The organism is uncultured Hymenobacter sp., assembly GCF_964242765.1.
GTDB lineage: Bacteria > Bacteroidota > Bacteroidia > Cytophagales > Hymenobacteraceae > Hymenobacter.
In genome coordinates this window covers 30359-47290 of the sequence record NZ_CAXTBM010000040.1, presented here as the reverse complement: position 1 = coordinate 47290, position 16932 = coordinate 30359, and the positions used below count along the sequence as shown (strand labels likewise).

Sequence of the window (16932 nt, the reverse complement as noted above, 5' to 3'; positions counted from 1 at the left end):
AGCCTTGCAATTTTTCAAGCCAAAAAAAAGGGCGTTGCAACCAGTGCAACGCCCTTTTTTCGCCCGTTTGACGAGCTAGCGAGTTAACTCAACCCAGCCTTTGCTGGTTTTCCCGTTTCGGTCCGTTAGCAGATAGTAGTAAACACCGGCCGGCTGGTCGGCTCCGTCCCAGTCGTTTTGGTAGCTGGCGTATTCCTTCACCATTCGGCCCCAGCGGTTGAAAATCTGCACCTTCGAGCCTATTTCATCCCGGGTCAGCACGAACACGTCGTTCTTGCCGTCCTTGTTTGGCGTGAAAACGTTGGGGGTTTCGAAGTCGCGTACCACTTGCTCTTGCGTGGCTTCACTGGACGGGCAGTCGGTGGTGCCGGCGCGGTTGATGATGTGCAGCCTGAAGCGGTAGGTGCCTCCCTCACGCAAAATCAACTCGTTTGGAGTGAAGCGGCGCGAGAAAGTCACTTCTGGTTCGCCGGTAAGCGGATTCTTATCGACATCGGCTATGCGCTGGTAGGTCCAAGTGGAAATAACCGCGGCGGTATCGGTGGAGTTGGCAGGGCGTGGTACCACCGACGTGTTCTGGAAAGTGAAAATGCGCGGCGGAATTCGTTCTTTGTCGGCAATGCCATTAAGGGAAAAGGCGGCCCGGCTAACGACCAGGAAACGGGCCGTAAGCGTTGGCGTTACGCGGATAAGAATGGAAGACGTATCGACGCAGGTAGGAATAGGCTGCTGACGAAAGTCCTGCGCGTTGATATGTACCCGGTAACGCGTGGTTTGCGATGGCCGCACCGTTATGGTTGGTTTGGTCATATCGGCTGTTGCCAAACCGTCGGCGGGGTCCCAGCGGTACGTGTAAACCGCAGTTCGGGGAAGCGGCGTGGGCGTGCCAATGCCTTGCAAGACAGAGTCGGGGCGAGCGAGCGAGGCTGTTAAACTAACGGACGTATTGACGCAGATAGACGTGGTGTTGGCCGCGGCCACTATGCGGGCCGAGTTGCGCCCCTTCACTGAAATCACAATAACCCGCGACTGTTGCCCGATAACGGGGCAGCCGTTGTCCCGAATCTGCACTGGGATACGAAAGGTTTGGTCTTTATAGAAAACATCCGGTTGAAGATCTAGCACCCCAATCGGCCGGCGTGTACCGTTGCCTATCACGCGGAACGTGCCCACGTCTTCGGGAAGATAAGTGGTCTGACTGGGCGAAGTAGCTACCAGCGCCGGATACGTAACCGAGAGCAGGTCGTTGGGGTTGGGATCAGTGAAACGTACCAGCACGCGGGTGTAGTTGCAAGTAGACGCCGTGATGAACGTAGAGTCGTTGGTATTGACGATCTGTACCCCCGAGTTGGCGTTGTTGCCGCTAGCTACCGGCGTAGCCGGAACCCCATTGGCGCAGTTGATAACGACCACCAGAATGTCCCGGCGCACAGTTCCTATCAAGGTGCGTATCCCCCCCACAAGCCGGTATTCCGCAACTCTGCCCACCACTACGTACTTGTTTTTCGCGCTGTTGATTGCGTTGTCGTAGAAATAGGGAGTGAAAGTGAAGCTGCCGATGCTAGGGTTGAATAAGAAGGTAGAAGTTCCGGTTTTCACGGGGCAATTACCAGTGAAAGCGAAAGAGGCAATCGGGAGAGTGGGGCTGTATACGCCGCCGTTAGGCAGTGTCCCAACACAAGGGCTACCACCATTTTGGGCCGTCAGGTCAATATTAGAACCCACGCTAAACCTTTGGTAGGGCAGCGGATCGTTGCAGCCTTGCAGGGGCGCGGCCAGTGAGTAAACTAATTCGTCGCCATCGGCGTCGGTGGCAGTGAAGTTGAGAGTCGTTTGCTGCTGATAGCAAACAAACGGAATGGGTACGTTGAGGCTGTCGAACTTAGCCGAGCTGTTGCTGATGCTCTGGTTGTTTATTAGGTTGTTGAGCGTGGCTTCGTAGTACATGTCCGTATCGCCCTGGGTATTGCCCAAGGTGGGGCGGGCATTCACTTCCACACTCAGGCGCCACTCGGCGGAGGGAGGCAAGGTGACAGTAGCTTCGAAGCGGCCGGTTTGGTAGTTGGTAGGCAAGCCCGCTCCGCAAGGATTCGGGCCGCTGGGGGCACTGGCGCAGTAAGGCGACCCAATTGAGCTACCACCAATCAAAGGCATTGTGATGGTGCTACCCGTAAATCCGCAGCCCGTGTTTCGGTAAAGCAAGCTGACGCTAGTCGGTAGGGCGGCGCCTCCACAGTCGCGAAAGATGCGCAACGTGACCTTATAGCGGTTGGGTATCCCCGTAACCGGAGTATAAGTTAATTCGCCGCCTTGGAAGTGGGATGCAGTGACGGAGTGGAGCCCTGAGAAAAGCAAACACAGCGCCGTAACAAGAAAGTTGAAAAGTAAAGTTTTTCGCATAAATGGATGAATGATGGAAACAATGGAGCCATAGGATGGGGGGAAGGTATAAAGTTAATATACCCATAAAAAAAGAGCGACACTCTTTTTTTATGGGTACCAGGCAGAAGGTCTAGTAGAGAAGCAAAGCACACGTGCTCCTTATGGCAGGCTCCTTGGTTTATTCGACCACTAAGCGGCGCGTGTACCGCGTGTCGCCTAGTTGGGTTTGCACCATATACAAGCCGCTTTGCAAGCCGTTCAGATTTACGCTCACTTCCTGCTGACCCGCAGCAAGCTGCACCGTACGAGTGGTGCGGCCCAGCACGTCGCGCAACTGAATAGTGGTAGGCGTGCGAACCACGGCTGGCAGCCGAACCGCAACGCTCTGGGTGGCAGGGTTGGGCGACAATTGTAGCAAGCTAGATACGCCATTTTTCACGGCGGCCGGCACGTAAGCCCGGTTTTCAAGCACCAAAATCCGGTCGTCGGTGGCAGCGGGGGTGCCGCGGTTGTCGCGGTTGCTAGTGCCCACGTACACGCGCCCCTGCGGCGACACGCAAATGGCGCGCAGCCGGCCGTAGGTTCCAACCCACAGATTATTCTGGCCGGCTACTTGGTCACCGGCGGAGTTGAGCTGCAATTGAGTGAAGGTGCCGGCTTTCAGGCTAAGCATAAGCAGGGAGTTGTTCCACTGCGGAATGGCCGGGTGATTGTAATAGGTGAGGCCGCTTACGGCCAGAGTGGGCGTATAGGAAACGAGAGGCTCGCGCACGTTGTTGGCGGCGCAAAAGGGTTGCTCGGTAGTTAGGTTGCAGAACCCTTCCACGCTGGGCCAGCCGTAGTTGCGGTTCACGTCTATCAAGTTCACTTCGTCCTCGATGTTTTCGCCGTGCTCCGAGCTGTAAATGCGGCCCGATGGAGCCTGCGTCAAGCCCTGCGGGTTGCGGTGGCCAAGGGAGTACATCAGGCTGCCGGGTATGGGGTTGTTGGCTGGCACAGTACCGTCCAGGTTCATCCGCAAAATCTTACCGTTCAGCGAAGCAGGCGTTTGTGCATCAGAACGCTGCTGGGCGTCGCCGGTGGTCATAAGCAGCGTGCGGTCGGGGAGGATAAGCAGGCGCGAACCGCTGTGAGTGGTAACGGCCGTGATGTTGCCGAGCAGCACCGTTGGGCTGCTGAGCGTGTTGGCCGTGGCGGAATAGGTGTAACGCACCAGTTTTTCCTTGAGCGTACCCGCATCGGTATAGTTATACACAATATACACGTAGGGCGAAGTGGCAAAGTCGGGGTGCAGGACCATGCCCAGCAGGCCACTCTCGCCAGTTTCGGTTACGTCGGCCACCGTAAGCAGCGGAATAAGCTGGCCGGTGTTGGGGTCGATGCGGCTGATACGACCCGCGCGCTCTGTCATCCACAGAAAATTGTCGGGCCCCCAAAGGAGCTCCCAGGGCGTGTCGAGGTTGCCGGTAAGGGCGGAAGCCGAAACGGTGGTGCTGCCAACAGGATACGTAGCCAGCACTGGGCCTTGCTGAGCAACGGCCGAAGCCGACAACGAGCCAAGCAAAAGCAGAGTAGCGAAAGATTTCATAGGCAGTAAAAAGTGTAGGAGTGATGGGATACTGAATAACTTAATCAACGCAAGAAAGTATACAATGGATGGGCTTACTGGCTGCTGATTTATTGAAAATTTGGCGGTGAGCCGTAGCAAATAGGCTTGTCTGTAGGTCTCGCAAACGCATTTTTAGGCGTTTTGCAATTATTTGGCCCGGCCACCAGCTTGTTTTTAATTTTTGCAGTTTTCAAGAAAATAAATGACGCCCACCGAGTACTTGCGCGACGACCAGTTCTTAGTCAGCACCGATCCGGCCCGGCTGGATATAACCGTTATTCACCGGTACTTGGCTGAGGAGTCTTACTGGGCCAAAAACATACCGCTCGAAACCGTAACGCGGGCCATTGCCAACTCCCTGAACTTCGGCCTCTATACGCCCGATGGCCAACTTGTTGGCTTTGCGCGGGTGGTGACGGACCGGGCCACTTTTGCTTGGCTCTGCGACGTGTTTGTGTTACCTGCTTACCAGGGGCAGGGACTTGCGAAATGGCTGATGCGCGTGGTATGGTCACATCCCGAGCTACAAGGCTTGCGCCGCCAGTTGCTGGCCACTCTTGATGCGCACGGTCTTTATCGGCAGTTCAACTTCCAGCCGCTTGCCGCCCCCGAACGGTATTTGGAAGTAAGGCACCCCAATCCTTACGGCGCAGGAAGTGCCCCTACAGAGCGCAACTAGTTGCAGGATATTGACAAAGAGAGAGGAACGTGAGGTGACTGAAAAAATTAGGGCTATAAATAGAATAAATAGTATATAACTGTTCGCGGTTGCGCCTATATTTAGAGGCTCATTTTAGCTGATCTATTTTTCATCCATTTCTTTCGTTCTATGCTTACACCTTTATTTATGCGCTCCGGGGCGCAGTCCTTTTGTGCTGCACGGTGGTTGCTGCTCTTTGTCTGGCTAACGGCGGTTAGCGGAGCATGGGCTCAAACGGCCACTATCGGCTCAACGGTTGTACCAGTGGTTGGTCCAGCTACCAGTTCCTACTTGTACGGCCCAATTTATCGGTCAGCCGCCACTTCTATCTTCAACTATTCCCGCTACGCCCACTTGTACACCCCAGCCGAGTTGGGAGTGCCAGTTGGCACCGTTATTACGCAGCTAGCATGGCTGAAGTCGGATGCCGGTGAGCTAACCGGCAACAACGTATTCACTGTGTTGCTGAATAATAGCACCGCTACTGCGTTGACTTCGGGTGCCACCTGGGCTAACTTAAGTGCTGGTGCTACGTCGGTTTATACCTCTTCCACCCAGCAGTTCACGGGCGCAGCCGGCACTTATTTCAGTGTCACACTTAGTCGGCCCTTCACTTATACCGGCGGCAACCTGCTGGTGCTGCTCGACCACCAGAAGCTAGGTACCGCAACGGCTGCGGTCAACTTCGTAACCAACCCGGCGGCTGGCTTGGCAGTGGGCGCCGCCGATAGTAATCCGATTACGGCCTCTACGCCCCTCACCACTTCCTCCTACGGCGACCGGCGACCTACGCTGCGCATCACGTACACGCCGGCCACTGCCTGTACTGCGCCGCCGGCCGCGGGCACCACACTAGCTTCCGCTACTGCTATCTGCCCCGGGAGCACCGTAAACTTATCCTTGCAAGGCGCTTCGTTTGGCACGGGGCTCACCTACCAGTGGCAGCAATCGACGGACGGTACCACCTACACAGATATTGCGGGGGCCACCAACCTCACGTATACCACCCCTGCGCTAATGGCTACCCGCTACTACCGGGCCCGCTTAACGTGCAGTGGCCAAGCGGCCACGTCAACCCCCGTGCATGTAACGGTGGGCGCCACTACGTACGCCAGCTTGCCTGTGGTGGAAAGCTTCGAGAACACCTGGCTCAGCCGTTGCAACACGCGCGAAGTACCTAACAGCAATTGGAGCAATACGCCGGCTGCGGGTAACAACTCGTGGCGGCGCGAAGACGATGGTTCCTCGGCTGGTTGGGTGAGCCCTACCTCTTGGAGCTACTCGCCCACGGGCAGCCAAGGCACTCACTCGGCCCGCTTCCACAGTGGGCAGGCCAGTAGCGGCTCGGTAGGCACCTTAGATTTGTTTGTCAACCTAAGCCAGGCCGGCGGCAAGCAGCTTTTCTTTGACTACCTCAATACCACCGGCAGCGACTCGCTGACCATCCATGTCTCCACCGACGGCGGCGCTAGCTTCGGGCCGGCTTTGCTTCGCTTGGGCGTGAGCGGAACATCTACAACGGGCTTTAGCTCCAGATTCTTGCTGCTCAATACCACTTCCGCTACGGCTGTTATCCGTTTCCGGGGCCGGGCCGACTTTGGCGTAACGGACATCGGGCTCGACAACATCCGGCTCGAATCCTCTACCGGTTGCTTGCCGCCTGTAAACTTAACTGTTACCAGCACTACCACTACCTCGGCTATCATTACGTGGCAAGGCACAGGTACCGGCGCGTACAACATCCAGTACGGTCCGTCGGGCTTCACGCCAGGCCAAGGCACCACACTTACCAACGTAACCAGCCCGTACACGCTAACTGGCTTGCAGCCGGGCATGCAGTACCAATTCTACGTGTCGCAGATCTGCGGTGCCACCCAGTCCAACTTGGTTGGGCCTGTGGGATTCACCACCCGGATTGCAAACGACGACCCCTGCGGTGCCCTCTCTCTGACTTTAGGCAGCGACTGCACAACGCCGGTGCAAACCACTAATGCCGGCGCTACCACTACCACGCCCAGCGGCTACACCAACGGCGGTAGCACGGGTTGTGGCCCCAGCAGCCTAACGCTACCCAAAGACGTGTGGTTTAAGTTTCGGACAGCTACCTCGGGTCTTGGTTCCACCGAAGTAACCCTAACCGTAATAGGCGCACCGGCCAACGTGATGCGCGTTTTCACAGGGGCCACTTGTACCGGGATTCTCGCGCCGGTTATCAGCGGCTGCGCAGCGTCGAATTCCTCGTCAGTGGCTGCTCCGGTGCTGGCCTTAACCAACCTGACGCCCAACACCGACTACTACGTGCAGGTATCGGGCTACAGCAACACCGCGACGCTCGGCAACTTCACAATGTGCGCCGTGGCCCCGAGCAACTGTCCGGTTCCTGTTGGCCTGGAGGCAAGCACCATTACTGCTACCACGGCTACCCTAACCTGGTCGGTGAATTCGACCACGCCGAGCGGCACCTTCACGCTGGAGTATGGCCCGCAAAACTTCACGTTGGGTACTGGCACCCGCATCACGGGCGTCTCCGGCCTGGCCCGGACGCTCACGGGCCTGAACCCCGATACCCAGTATTGCTTCTACGTGCGGCAAGAATGTGGCCCCGCCAGCGGTAACAGCGCCTTCTCGGGGCCTGTATGCTTCCGCACCACCATTGCACCTACCGGGAACGATGAGCCTTGTGGCGCCACCGCCCTCACCGTAGGTTCGGGAGCCTACGGTCCGGTGCTCAACGCATCCAATATCGGAGCCACCAATACCACGCCCAACGGCTATTCTTCCATTGGTTGCTCTATCTCCGGTGCTCCCAAAGATGTGTGGTTCACTTTCACCACGCCAGCGGGCACTTCTGGTGTTGCGTTGCTGGTAACGGGCAATCCGGCGGGGCAGGTGCGCGTGTTCTCCGCTACTAGCTGCAATGGTCCCTTTACCCAAATCGGTTGCAAAGCCGGCCCCGGCCCCAACACGGCGGCTGGCAACTTAGCCCTTACCGGGTTGGCAGCCAACACCACTTACTACGTGGCAGTATCGGGCTTCGGCACCAACGACTTCCAAGGCGCCTTTACTGTTCAGGCGGGTACCGGCGGTGTCTTGCTTTCCACCGGCCAGGGCGAGCTAGTGAACGGAGAAGTGCGAGTGTACCCCAACCCGAGCCACGACGGGCACCTGAATCTGGTTATCCGCGGGGCGGGCTCCGAGAAGACGGCGCAGGCCGTGCTCGTCAACAGCTTGGGCCAGCAGGTGCTCCAACAAATGGTTGTGTTGCAGGGCGGGCAGGCTACGCAGGCACTAGCCGTGGAGCAACTGGCCAAGGGCTTTTACACCCTGCGTTTGCGCGTAGGCCACCGCACCATCACCCGCAAGGTCGTTCTTGATTAGTCTTTGCATTAACTTGATTACCATAAAAAAGGGAGGAAATTTCTTCCCTTTTTTATGCTCCATAACAAGCTGTTTTGACGCACCTCGCGCTTTAAATTTCTCTGATGAAAATTGCCCTCGCTGCTCAATGGCACCCGCTAACAACCCCGCTGCTCCCCGACGAAAAGCGTCGGGAGGCAGCTTTTCAGCAACTGGTTGCTGCTTACAGTGCTTCCGGCCGGCATTACCACACGCTGCGGCACGTGCAAGTACTGCTTGATGCCGTGCAGGCAGACGCCGCCACCCTGCACGATGTGGAAGTGGTACAATTGGCTGTTTGGTTTCATGATGCGGTGTATAACCCATTGCGCGACGACAACGAAACCCGCAGTGCCGAACTGGCCTCTGCGTTTCTAGCCGAAACTGTGCTCGCTCAAAGCCGGCAGCAGCGCGTCGTGCTGCTCATCGAACGAACCAAAGACCACACCCAAGCGCAGCCCGACGACGATACCGACTTGCAACTGTTTCTTGATGCGGACCTTGGCATTCTGGGTGCCCCAGAAATTGAATATTGGCAATACGCCCAGCAGGTGCGCCAGGAGTATGGGTTAGTACCCGACTTTCTATACCAACGGGGCCGCCGTAGAGTGTTGGAAAAGCTTCTGACAATGCCCGCGCTTTACCGCACCGCTGTCTACCGCACCCGGCTCGATGCCGCCGCCCGGCAAAATCTGCAAGCGGAGTTGCGGGCTTGGGAGCAAGGCGGCCTGTAGACTTTCGGTTGCCGTTGCTAGTAAAGCAGCTTCTGCAACGACCATCGGGCCGGGGTGTCCTTGCTCGGTGTTGCGTAGGTTGCGCTTCTTGTTTCGCTTATTATTTCACTGATGCGTTTTCTTTCCTGCCTCGGGCTGCTGCTCATTGCTTTCACTGCTCTTGCCCAAACGCCTACTGCTCCCGCGGGGGCCCTGGCTCCGCTTACCGTTGAAAAAATAATGCGCGACCAAGCGCAGTGGATAGGTACTTCGCCGTCGGGTATTTCTTGGGGCGAGGATAGCAAGCACATCTATTTCAATTGGAACCCGGAGAAAAATCGTCGGGATTCTCTCTACCAAGTGTTGCCGGCGGGCGGCGCGCCCCGCAAAGTAAGCGCGGCGCAACGGGTCTTGCCCGCTCGCGAGGGCCACTATGATGCCAAGTACACTCGCAAAGTGTACGAAAAGGACGGCGACATTTACTTGCTCGACCTGAAAACCCAGCGCATCCGGCGCATAACCAACACAGCCGAGCGCGAAACCGACCCTGCTTTCGCTCAGCGGGGCCAATTGATTGTGTATACCCGCGCCCAAAACCTCTACACCTGGGACCCGACCACCGGCGAAACCATCCAGCGCACCGATTTCCGGCGCGGATTCAAACCCGGTAGTCCACTGCTCGACCAGTCAGATCGGTTTCTGCGGGCTCAGCAACTAGCTCTGTTTGAAGTAATCCGGCAGCGCGACCAAGACCAGAAAGCCCGGGAAAAACAGCAGCGGCTTTTGGCCCGTCTACGGCCCAAAGCCATCTACATCGGCCAGCAAACTGTGCGCGACCCGCAACTCAGTCCCGACGGCCGCTACGTAACCTACACGCTAGCGCAAGAGCCTACCACAACCAAAGCCACCGTAGTGCCCAGCTTCATCACGGCTTCCGGTTTCACCGAGGATCTTTCCTCTCGCACTAAAGTGGGTTCGCCGCAAACCACTTACGAGCTAGGTATTTATGATGTAGTCCGGGATACCACCTTCACGCTAGGCTACCGCGAGTTGAAAGGCCTCGACGAACAGCCTGCTTACCGCAAAGAATATCAGCTTCCAGTGAAAACGCCTCAACCCGCCGACACAAGCAAAGCCACGGCTGCCCGCAAGCAGAAGCCTGCCGCCGAAACGCGCCGTGTTCGGGCATACGGGCCTTTCTGGTCGGAAGATGGAGCGCATGCGTTTCTGGTGGTGCGCGCCGCCGACAACAAAGACCGGTGGATTGTTGCTCTGGACCCAGCCACCCAGAAAATCAAGTTGCTGGACCGTCAGCGCGACGAAGCCTGGATTAATGGTCCTGGCATCGGCTACGACGAAGGCAACGTCGGCTGGCTCGACAACCGCCGCATCTGGTTTCAGAGTGAGGAAACCGGCTACTCCCACCTCTATACTGTGGATGTAGTTTCCGGTTGGAAAAAAGCCTTAACCAGCGGCAAATTTGAAATTCAAACTGCCCAGCTTAGCCGCGACAAAAAAACGTGGTACCTGACGGCCAACGCTACGCATCCCGGCGAGACGCACTTCTACCATATGCGCCTCGAAGGCGGTGCGCTCCAGCAAATCACCAGCTTGGTGGGGGGCAACGAGGTAACGGTTTCACCCGACGAAAAACTAGTGGCCGTGCGCTACAGTTCTTCCAACTCCCCTTGGGAACTATATGTGCAACCCAACAAGCCGAATGGTACCGGCGGCCGTATACGCCAACTCACCCACAGCACAACCCCCGAGTTTGAAGGTTACCCTTGGCGCAAGCCCGAAGTCATCAGCTTTAAAGCCCACGATGGGGCCGATGTCTACGCCAGACTTTACCGCCCGGCTACTCCCCAGGCGCAGGGCCCGGCCGTAATTTTTGTGCACGGCGCTGGCTATCTGCAAAATGCGCATAAATGGTGGAGCCAATACTCGCGCGAATACATGTTCCACAACCTGCTCGTAGACAAAGGCTACACCGTTCTCGACATCGACTACCGTGGCTCGGCTGGTTACGGCCGCAACGTACGTACCGGCATCTACCGCGCCATGGGCGGCCTCGACCTGCAAGACCAAGTGGACGGGGCCAAACTCCTTACCAGCAAGTATGGCGTCAACGCTCAGCGCATCGGTATTTACGGCGGTTCCTACGGCGGGTTTATCACCCTAATGGCCATGTTCACGCAGCCCGACGTGTTCCGGGCCGGGGCCGCTTTGCGCTCCGTCACCGACTGGGCCCACTACAACCACGGCTACACCGACAATATTCTCAACGAACCCTACAACGACTCGTTGGCTTATGCCCGGTCTTCGCCCATCAATTATGCCGCTGGCCTGAAAGGTGCCCTGCTTATGTGCCACGGTATGGTCGATACCAACGTGCATTTCCAGGACATTGTGCGCCTCAGTCAACGCCTAATTGAGTTAAAAAAAGAGAATTGGGAATTAGCGGTATATCCCGTCGAAGACCACAGCTTTGTGGAGCCCAGCTCGTGGACCGATGAGTATCGTCGTATTCTGAAGCTATTTGAAGCGAATCTGAAGCCGGTGCAAACCAGTAGTGGAGCCGGGAATTAAGCTAATAAATCCACTTTCTCACGGCATTTCTTGCTCCCTCAGGTTGAAAATCAAGACACATCTAAAAATCTAAGTTGTCACAACTCCCAACTAAATAGTAGCTTTGCGGCCCTGCCCTGTGGCAGGGCGGGGGCTACCGGCCCCGTCAGCTGACCATTGATTTACCTACTGATGCCGTACGTGTTTACTTCCGAATCTGTTTCGGAAGGCCACCCCGATAAAGTAGCCGACCAGATTTCTGACGCCATCCTCGACGAGTATTTGCGCCAAGATCCTGCCTCTAAAGTCGCCTGCGAAACCCTCGTTACAACAGACTTTGCGCTGGTAGCTGGCGAAATCAAGTCGAAGGCGCGCGTAGAAGCGGAGCCCATCATTCGCGAGGTTATCCGCCGCATCGGTTACAAAAAGCCGGAGTACCTGTTCAACGCTGATACATGTGAGGTGATGAACCGCCTGCACGAGCAGTCGCCTGACATCAACCAGGGTGTAGAACGGGCCAGCGACGAAGAGCAAGGAGCCGGCGACCAGGGTATGATGTTCGGCTACGCTACCAAGGAGACGGAAAACTACATGCCACTGGCGCTCGACCTCTCGCACCGTTTGTTGCAGGAGCTATCGAAGATTCGCAACGAAGGCAAGGAGATGACCTACCTCCGGCCCGATGCGAAAAGCCAGGTAACCATCCGCTACGCCGACGACAACACGCCCGAGGCTATCGAAACCATCGTTGTTAGCACCCAGCATGATGATTTCGACGACGACGAAGCCAAGATGCTGGCCGTCATTTCCGACGATATCAAGAACATTCTGATTCCCCGCGTTAAAGCCCAGCTTGGCGCCGACGTTCAGAAGCTGTTCACGGCCGACATCATCCACCACATCAACCCCACCGGTAAGTTTGTTATTGGCGGCCCACACGGTGACTCTGGCCTGACCGGCCGCAAGATCATCGTGGATACCTATGGTGGCAAAGGAGCACACGGCGGTGGTGCTTTCTCTGGCAAAGATTCTTCGAAAGTAGACCGCTCGGCGGCGTACGCTACCCGTCATATTGCCAAAAACCTGGTGGCCGCCGGCGTTGCCGATCAGGTGCTCGTGCAGGTAGCTTACGCCATTGGGGTAGCGCAGCCAGTAGGCGTGTTCGTAACCACGTATGGTACCACTAAAGTTACCGGCGCCAACGGCCAGAAGCTGACTGACGGTCAGATAGCCGAGAAAGTACAGATGCTGTTCGATTTGCGGCCCTATGCCATTGTGCAGCGCTTAGGCCTGCGCAACCCTATCTTCGCCGAATCAGCCGCTTACGGCCACATGGGCCGGCAGCCCGGCACCAAGGAAGTGAAAGACGTTGATGGCTCTACCCGCACTGTGGAGACATTCACTTGGGAGAAGCTGGATTACGTAGATAAAATCAAAGCGGAGTTCGGTTTGTAATATGTAGCGAAAGCTTGTACTAAGACCCCTCGTTTTGAATTAGTAAACCAAAAAGCCCCGCCTGATACCTCAGGCGGGGCTTTTTGATGCGGCTTAAATGCGGCAGATTCTATAGTCAGTGACTGGTAATTTTCTCTTTATGCTTGGTGATTTGTCGTTTCAACCCATCCGCCGCCGCATCAGCGGCTGCTTCAAATGAAGCAGCATCTTCCTGGGAGAAAAGAGTAGCGCCCGGTACGAATAGCTTAATTTCTACGGTTTTGTTGTCAATCCCATCTTTATTGTTCAGCTTCAGAATTACCTCGCCTTCTGTGACCCGGTCATAGAAGGTTTCAAGCTTGTCGAGGCGCTTCTGGATGAAGTCGAGCAGTTTTTGGTCGGCATCGAAATGCACCGAATGCATCTGTACTTTCATCTGTAGTAGGGTTTAAAGTAGAAAAAGAAACACAACTCAGGCCTTTGGATGGGCCTGTTCAAAAACGGATTTAAGCTTATCTATCGACAAATGCGTGTAGACTTGCGTGGCTGCCAAATTAGCGTGCCCCAGTAAGTCTTTTATAGCATTGAGGTCGGCTCCCTTGTTGAGAAGATGCGTGGCAAAGGAGTGACGCAATACGTGGGGATGTTGCTGAGCAGAGGCTGTGGTTATCTGACTTAAATAGTGCTTTACGGTTCGATAAACGAGCTTTTCATACATCGGCCCACCTTTGTCTGTAACGAGGAGCGCCGTGTGGGTGTTGTCGGAATTAGGTATTTCGCGTTTTCGAAATGCTATATAGCGCTCCAATACGGTTACCAAAGTTTGGTTCAGTGGAACCAGCCGTTGCTTGTTGCCTTTGCCTGTTACACGCACCGTTTGGCCGTGTAAATTCACGTCATCGGGCGCAATACCAATGAGTTCTGACAAGCGGATGCCAGTACCATAAAGCAGTTCTAGCACTAGCTGGTCTCGGGCGCCAATAAAGGTAGCCGGGAATTCAAAGGAGTTAAGCAAGCCATTCAGACTATCCTCTGACACAAATTCCGGTAGCTTTTTAGCCATCTTTGGCGCTTTAATGCGCAGCATCGGATTTCGCCCAATCACGCCGGTGGTCAGCAAAAACTTGAAGTAGGACCGAAGGCAAGCAATTTTGCGGTTGACGGTGCGCGGGTCAAGGTCTTGCTGCATCAACGTCACTACCCACGACCTAATAAGCGTATGATCGGCTTGCGCTAGGTCTGTAAGGTCATAGGCTGTTCTCAGGTAATCAGCAAACTGCCGCAAATCCGTCTGATAAGACAGCAGCGTGTGTGGGCTGTAACGCCGTTCAGACCGGAGGTAATTAAAAAATAAATCCATGCATTGCGCGCTAACCGTTGAGGCTAGACAACCAATGTATGGATTTCAACGCAGTAAAAAAATCGAAACAGTAAGACGCGAAAAAACCGGCTAACGCGCTACAAAGCACCTTAGCCGGTTTAATCCGTAACGAAAAGAAGGACTACGAGTTAGCGTCGTTGCCGTAGGTCACCTGCTTGTAGATGGCCTTTTGCTTCTGCTTGCGGTTGGTGATAGATGGCTTCTGGAAGAACGTGCGACGACGCAATTCTTTTAGCACACCCGTGCGCTCAAACTTCTTTTTGAACCGCTTGAGCGCGCGGTCAACCGACTCGTTCTCTTTGATTTGTACGATGATCATATGTCAATGGGGTTGAAAACTCAGCTTTGAAGGGCCGCAAAGATAATCACGGATTTCACAGATTAAAAATGGATTACGCAGATTTCAAAACTTAAGGTCATGCAACCCATAGAAACCAGCTTAAATTCCACGGAATTCGTTGATTTTATTTCAGGATCGTGCGGGCAATCACCAGTTTCTGAATTTCGGATGTGCCCTCGCCAATCGTGCAAAGCTTGGCGTCGCGGTAGTACTTCTCGGCCGGATAGTCTTTGGTGTAGCCATAACCCCCAAAAATCTGCACGCCCTCATTAGCGGCCCGAACTGCTACTTCCGAAGCATATAGTTTCGCCATTGCCGATTCCCGGTTTACGTTGAGGCCGCGGTCCTTCATATCGGCGGCGCGGTAGGTGAGCAGGGAAGCGGCTTCTATTTCAGTGGCCATGTCCGCTAGCTTAAACCCAATACCCTGGAAATTGCTAATGGGCTGGTTGAATTGCTGCCGCTCTTTCGAGTACTGCAGGGCGGCCTCGTAGGCGCCTTGCGCAATACCTAAGCTTAGCGCTGCAATGCTAATACGGCCCCCGTCAAGTACCTTCAGCGACTGCACGAATCCATCGCCAATATTGCCAATTACGTTTTCCTTTGGCACGCGGCAATCGGTGAATATCATCTCCGTCGTCTCGGAAGCGCGCATACCGAGTTTGTCTTCTTTGCGGCCTGCCGTGAAGCCCGGTGTTCCACGCTCCACAATAAATGCCGTCATGCCGTGTGAGTCGCCAACTTCGCCAGTACGGGCAATAACAACGGCCACGTTGCCAGTCTTGCCGTGAGTGATAAAATTCTTGGCCCCGTTCAGTATGTAGTGGTCTCCGTCCTGGACTGCTACGGTGCGCATATTGCCGGCGTCGGAGCCAGTATTGGGCTCTGTAAGGCCCCAAGCACCAATCCATTCAGCTGAAGCCAGTTTGGGTAGATACTTGCTTTTCTGAGCTTCGGAAGCATGCTGCAAAATATGGCCAGTGCACAGCGAGTTATGAGCTGCCATACTTAAACCAATGCTGCCATCAATTTTTGCTAGCTCGGCAATAGCCGTGACATATTCGGTGTAGCCGAAGCCTGCACCACCGTATTCCTGCGGTACTAAGACGCCCATTAGGCCTAGCTCGCCTAACTTGCGGAAAACATCTACAGGAAACTCTTGTGACTCGTCCCACTTCATCATGTGGGGCTTGATGTGTAGCGCGCCAAAATCGCGCACCATTTGGGCAATCATTGTCTGGTTTTCAGTAGCGACCAGTTCCATGGGCATAAGCGTAAGAAAAGTGGGAATTTAGAGTAGTAACCAGATGAGGGCAGTTTTGGGTTCGTGAAGGTACGATTTTGGCTTGGCTCTAGGTGAGTATAGGATTTCGGCTAGAGGTGCCAATTTTGAAAGGGCGCACCAATTAGGTTACTTTGAGGGTTTTTAGCTGATTTTTACTTGACTAAAGGCTGCTCTACGTAGAGCACGCCCTTTCATTTTTCCGTTTTTCCGCTTGCATGCAACAATCTGCTTTCTGTTCTCTTTCCCGCCTTTGGTTGCTGTGCGTGCCGCTTCTGCTATGGTTGTCTTCTTGCGGTACAACCCGCGTCTACAATCAGCGCACCATGTTCCGGCTCAGCGATGGTAAAGGGTTAGACACAACTCGGTTGCGAGGCGTCGTAAATCGGGTAAACCGGAACTATATTATTCAGCCAAATGATTTGTTGGCTGTGCGAGTGTATACCAACAACGGCGAGCGGATTATCGATCCTAACGGGGAACTACAGTTCGGGGCACCAGCAGGAATGCTGTCTACTGGAGCCAATGGAAGCCGCACATTGGCTTCAAGTACCGGACAGGCTGGATCACAGGCCGGAGACTCGGAATTTCCTGTACAGACAGACGGCACTGTTCGTTTGCCGCTGATAAACAGGATTAAGGTGACTGGCTACACCCTACTACAAGCTGACAGCTTACTGAGGGTGCGCTACGAAGAGTTCTATAAAGGAGTTTTCGTCGTTACTCGCGTCACTAATAGCCGGGTAGTAGTGTTGGGCTCGGTAGGTGGTAGAATAATTCCTCTTGTAAATGACAATATGAACTTAATAGAAGTATTGGCTGCTGCAGGGGGCATTGATGGTAATAGTGGAGGCGGAGCTTCGTTATACCGCTCGGGTGGCAAAGCGTCCAATATCCGTATTATTCGCGGCGACCTTAAAAATCCTCAAATAGAGCAAATAGATTTAACCACTATAAATGGTATGCGACGCGCTAATCTGCAAGTGGAACCCAATGATATTATATACATTGAACCCGTGCGTCGCCCGTTCTCTGACGCGCTTATTGATGCCGGTCCTGCTATAAGCTTAGTAGGTACGGTAATCGGCACTCTGCTCGCTATCATTAGTATTAGCAGAACTCTTTAA

12 protein-coding genes are annotated in these 16932 nt (G+C 54.9%); 6 read left to right on the top strand and 6 right to left on the bottom strand.

The genetic code is table 11. From position 1 onward, the window contains the following. Positions 1–75 precede the first annotated feature (75 nt). Positions 76–2400: a gliding motility-associated C-terminal domain-containing protein gene (locus ACFE7X_RS16520; protein ID WP_375436788.1), complete on the bottom strand. Its 2325-nt coding sequence runs from the start codon at positions 2398–2400 to the stop codon at positions 76–78. Positions 2401–2560: 160 nt separating this feature from the next. Next, positions 2561–3970 carry a PQQ-dependent sugar dehydrogenase gene (locus tag ACFE7X_RS16515; RefSeq protein WP_375436787.1) on the bottom strand — a complete coding sequence of 470 codons (1410 nt, stop codon included), beginning with the start codon at positions 3968–3970 and terminating at the stop codon, positions 2561–2563. 223 nt (positions 3971–4193) lie between these two features. Between ACFE7X_RS16515 and ACFE7X_RS16510 the strand changes: the two genes are divergently transcribed. The 5 genes from ACFE7X_RS16510 to metK all read left to right on the top strand — a co-directional run bounded on the left by ACFE7X_RS16510 (position 4194) and on the right by metK (position 12823). Continuing rightward, positions 4194–4670, top strand: coding sequence for a GNAT family N-acetyltransferase (locus tag ACFE7X_RS16510; RefSeq protein WP_375436786.1), 477 nt, complete (start codon positions 4194–4196; stop codon positions 4668–4670). Between the two features lie 150 nt (positions 4671–4820). Then, positions 4821–8069, top strand: a complete 3249-nt coding sequence (locus ACFE7X_RS16505) for a fibronectin type III domain-containing protein (protein WP_375436785.1) — start codon at positions 4821–4823, stop codon at positions 8067–8069. Between the two features lie 104 nt (positions 8070–8173). Continuing rightward, complete coding sequence (locus ACFE7X_RS16500) at positions 8174–8821, top strand: hypothetical protein (protein ID WP_375436784.1); 648 nt, start codon at positions 8174–8176, stop codon at positions 8819–8821. Positions 8822–8932: 111 nt separating this feature from the next. Beyond that, positions 8933–11389, top strand: coding sequence for a prolyl oligopeptidase family serine peptidase (locus tag ACFE7X_RS16495; RefSeq protein WP_375436783.1), 2457 nt, complete (start codon positions 8933–8935; stop codon positions 11387–11389). 171 nt (positions 11390–11560) lie between these two features. Continuing rightward, a complete protein-coding gene (metK, locus tag ACFE7X_RS16490; protein ID WP_375436782.1) occupies positions 11561–12823 on the top strand; it encodes a methionine adenosyltransferase in 1263 nt (420 codons plus the stop codon). A gap of 115 nt (positions 12824–12938) precedes the next feature. On the opposite strand, the gene hpf is transcribed toward metK, so the two are convergent. The 4 genes from hpf to ACFE7X_RS16470 all read right to left on the bottom strand — a co-directional run bounded on the left by hpf (position 12939) and on the right by ACFE7X_RS16470 (position 15787). Further along, a complete protein-coding gene (gene hpf, locus ACFE7X_RS16485; protein ID WP_277231228.1) occupies positions 12939–13238 on the bottom strand; it encodes a ribosome hibernation-promoting factor, HPF/YfiA family in 300 nt (99 codons plus the stop codon). Positions 13239–13274: 36 nt separating this feature from the next. After that, complete coding sequence (locus ACFE7X_RS16480; RefSeq protein WP_375436781.1) at positions 13275–14162, bottom strand: tyrosine-type recombinase/integrase; 888 nt, start codon at positions 14160–14162, stop codon at positions 13275–13277. Between the two features lie 142 nt (positions 14163–14304). Beyond that, a complete protein-coding gene (gene rpsU, locus ACFE7X_RS16475) occupies positions 14305–14502 on the bottom strand; it encodes a 30S ribosomal protein S21 (RefSeq protein WP_245119749.1) in 198 nt (65 codons plus the stop codon). A 145-nt stretch (positions 14503–14647) separates the two neighbouring features. Continuing rightward, positions 14648–15787: an acyl-CoA dehydrogenase family protein gene (locus tag ACFE7X_RS16470; RefSeq protein WP_375436799.1), complete on the bottom strand. Its 1140-nt coding sequence runs from the start codon at positions 15785–15787 to the stop codon at positions 14648–14650. A gap of 236 nt (positions 15788–16023) precedes the next feature. On the opposite strand from ACFE7X_RS16470, the gene ACFE7X_RS16465 reads away from it, so the two are divergent. Then, a complete protein-coding gene (locus ACFE7X_RS16465) occupies positions 16024–16932 on the top strand; it encodes a polysaccharide biosynthesis/export family protein (protein ID WP_375436780.1) in 909 nt (302 codons plus the stop codon).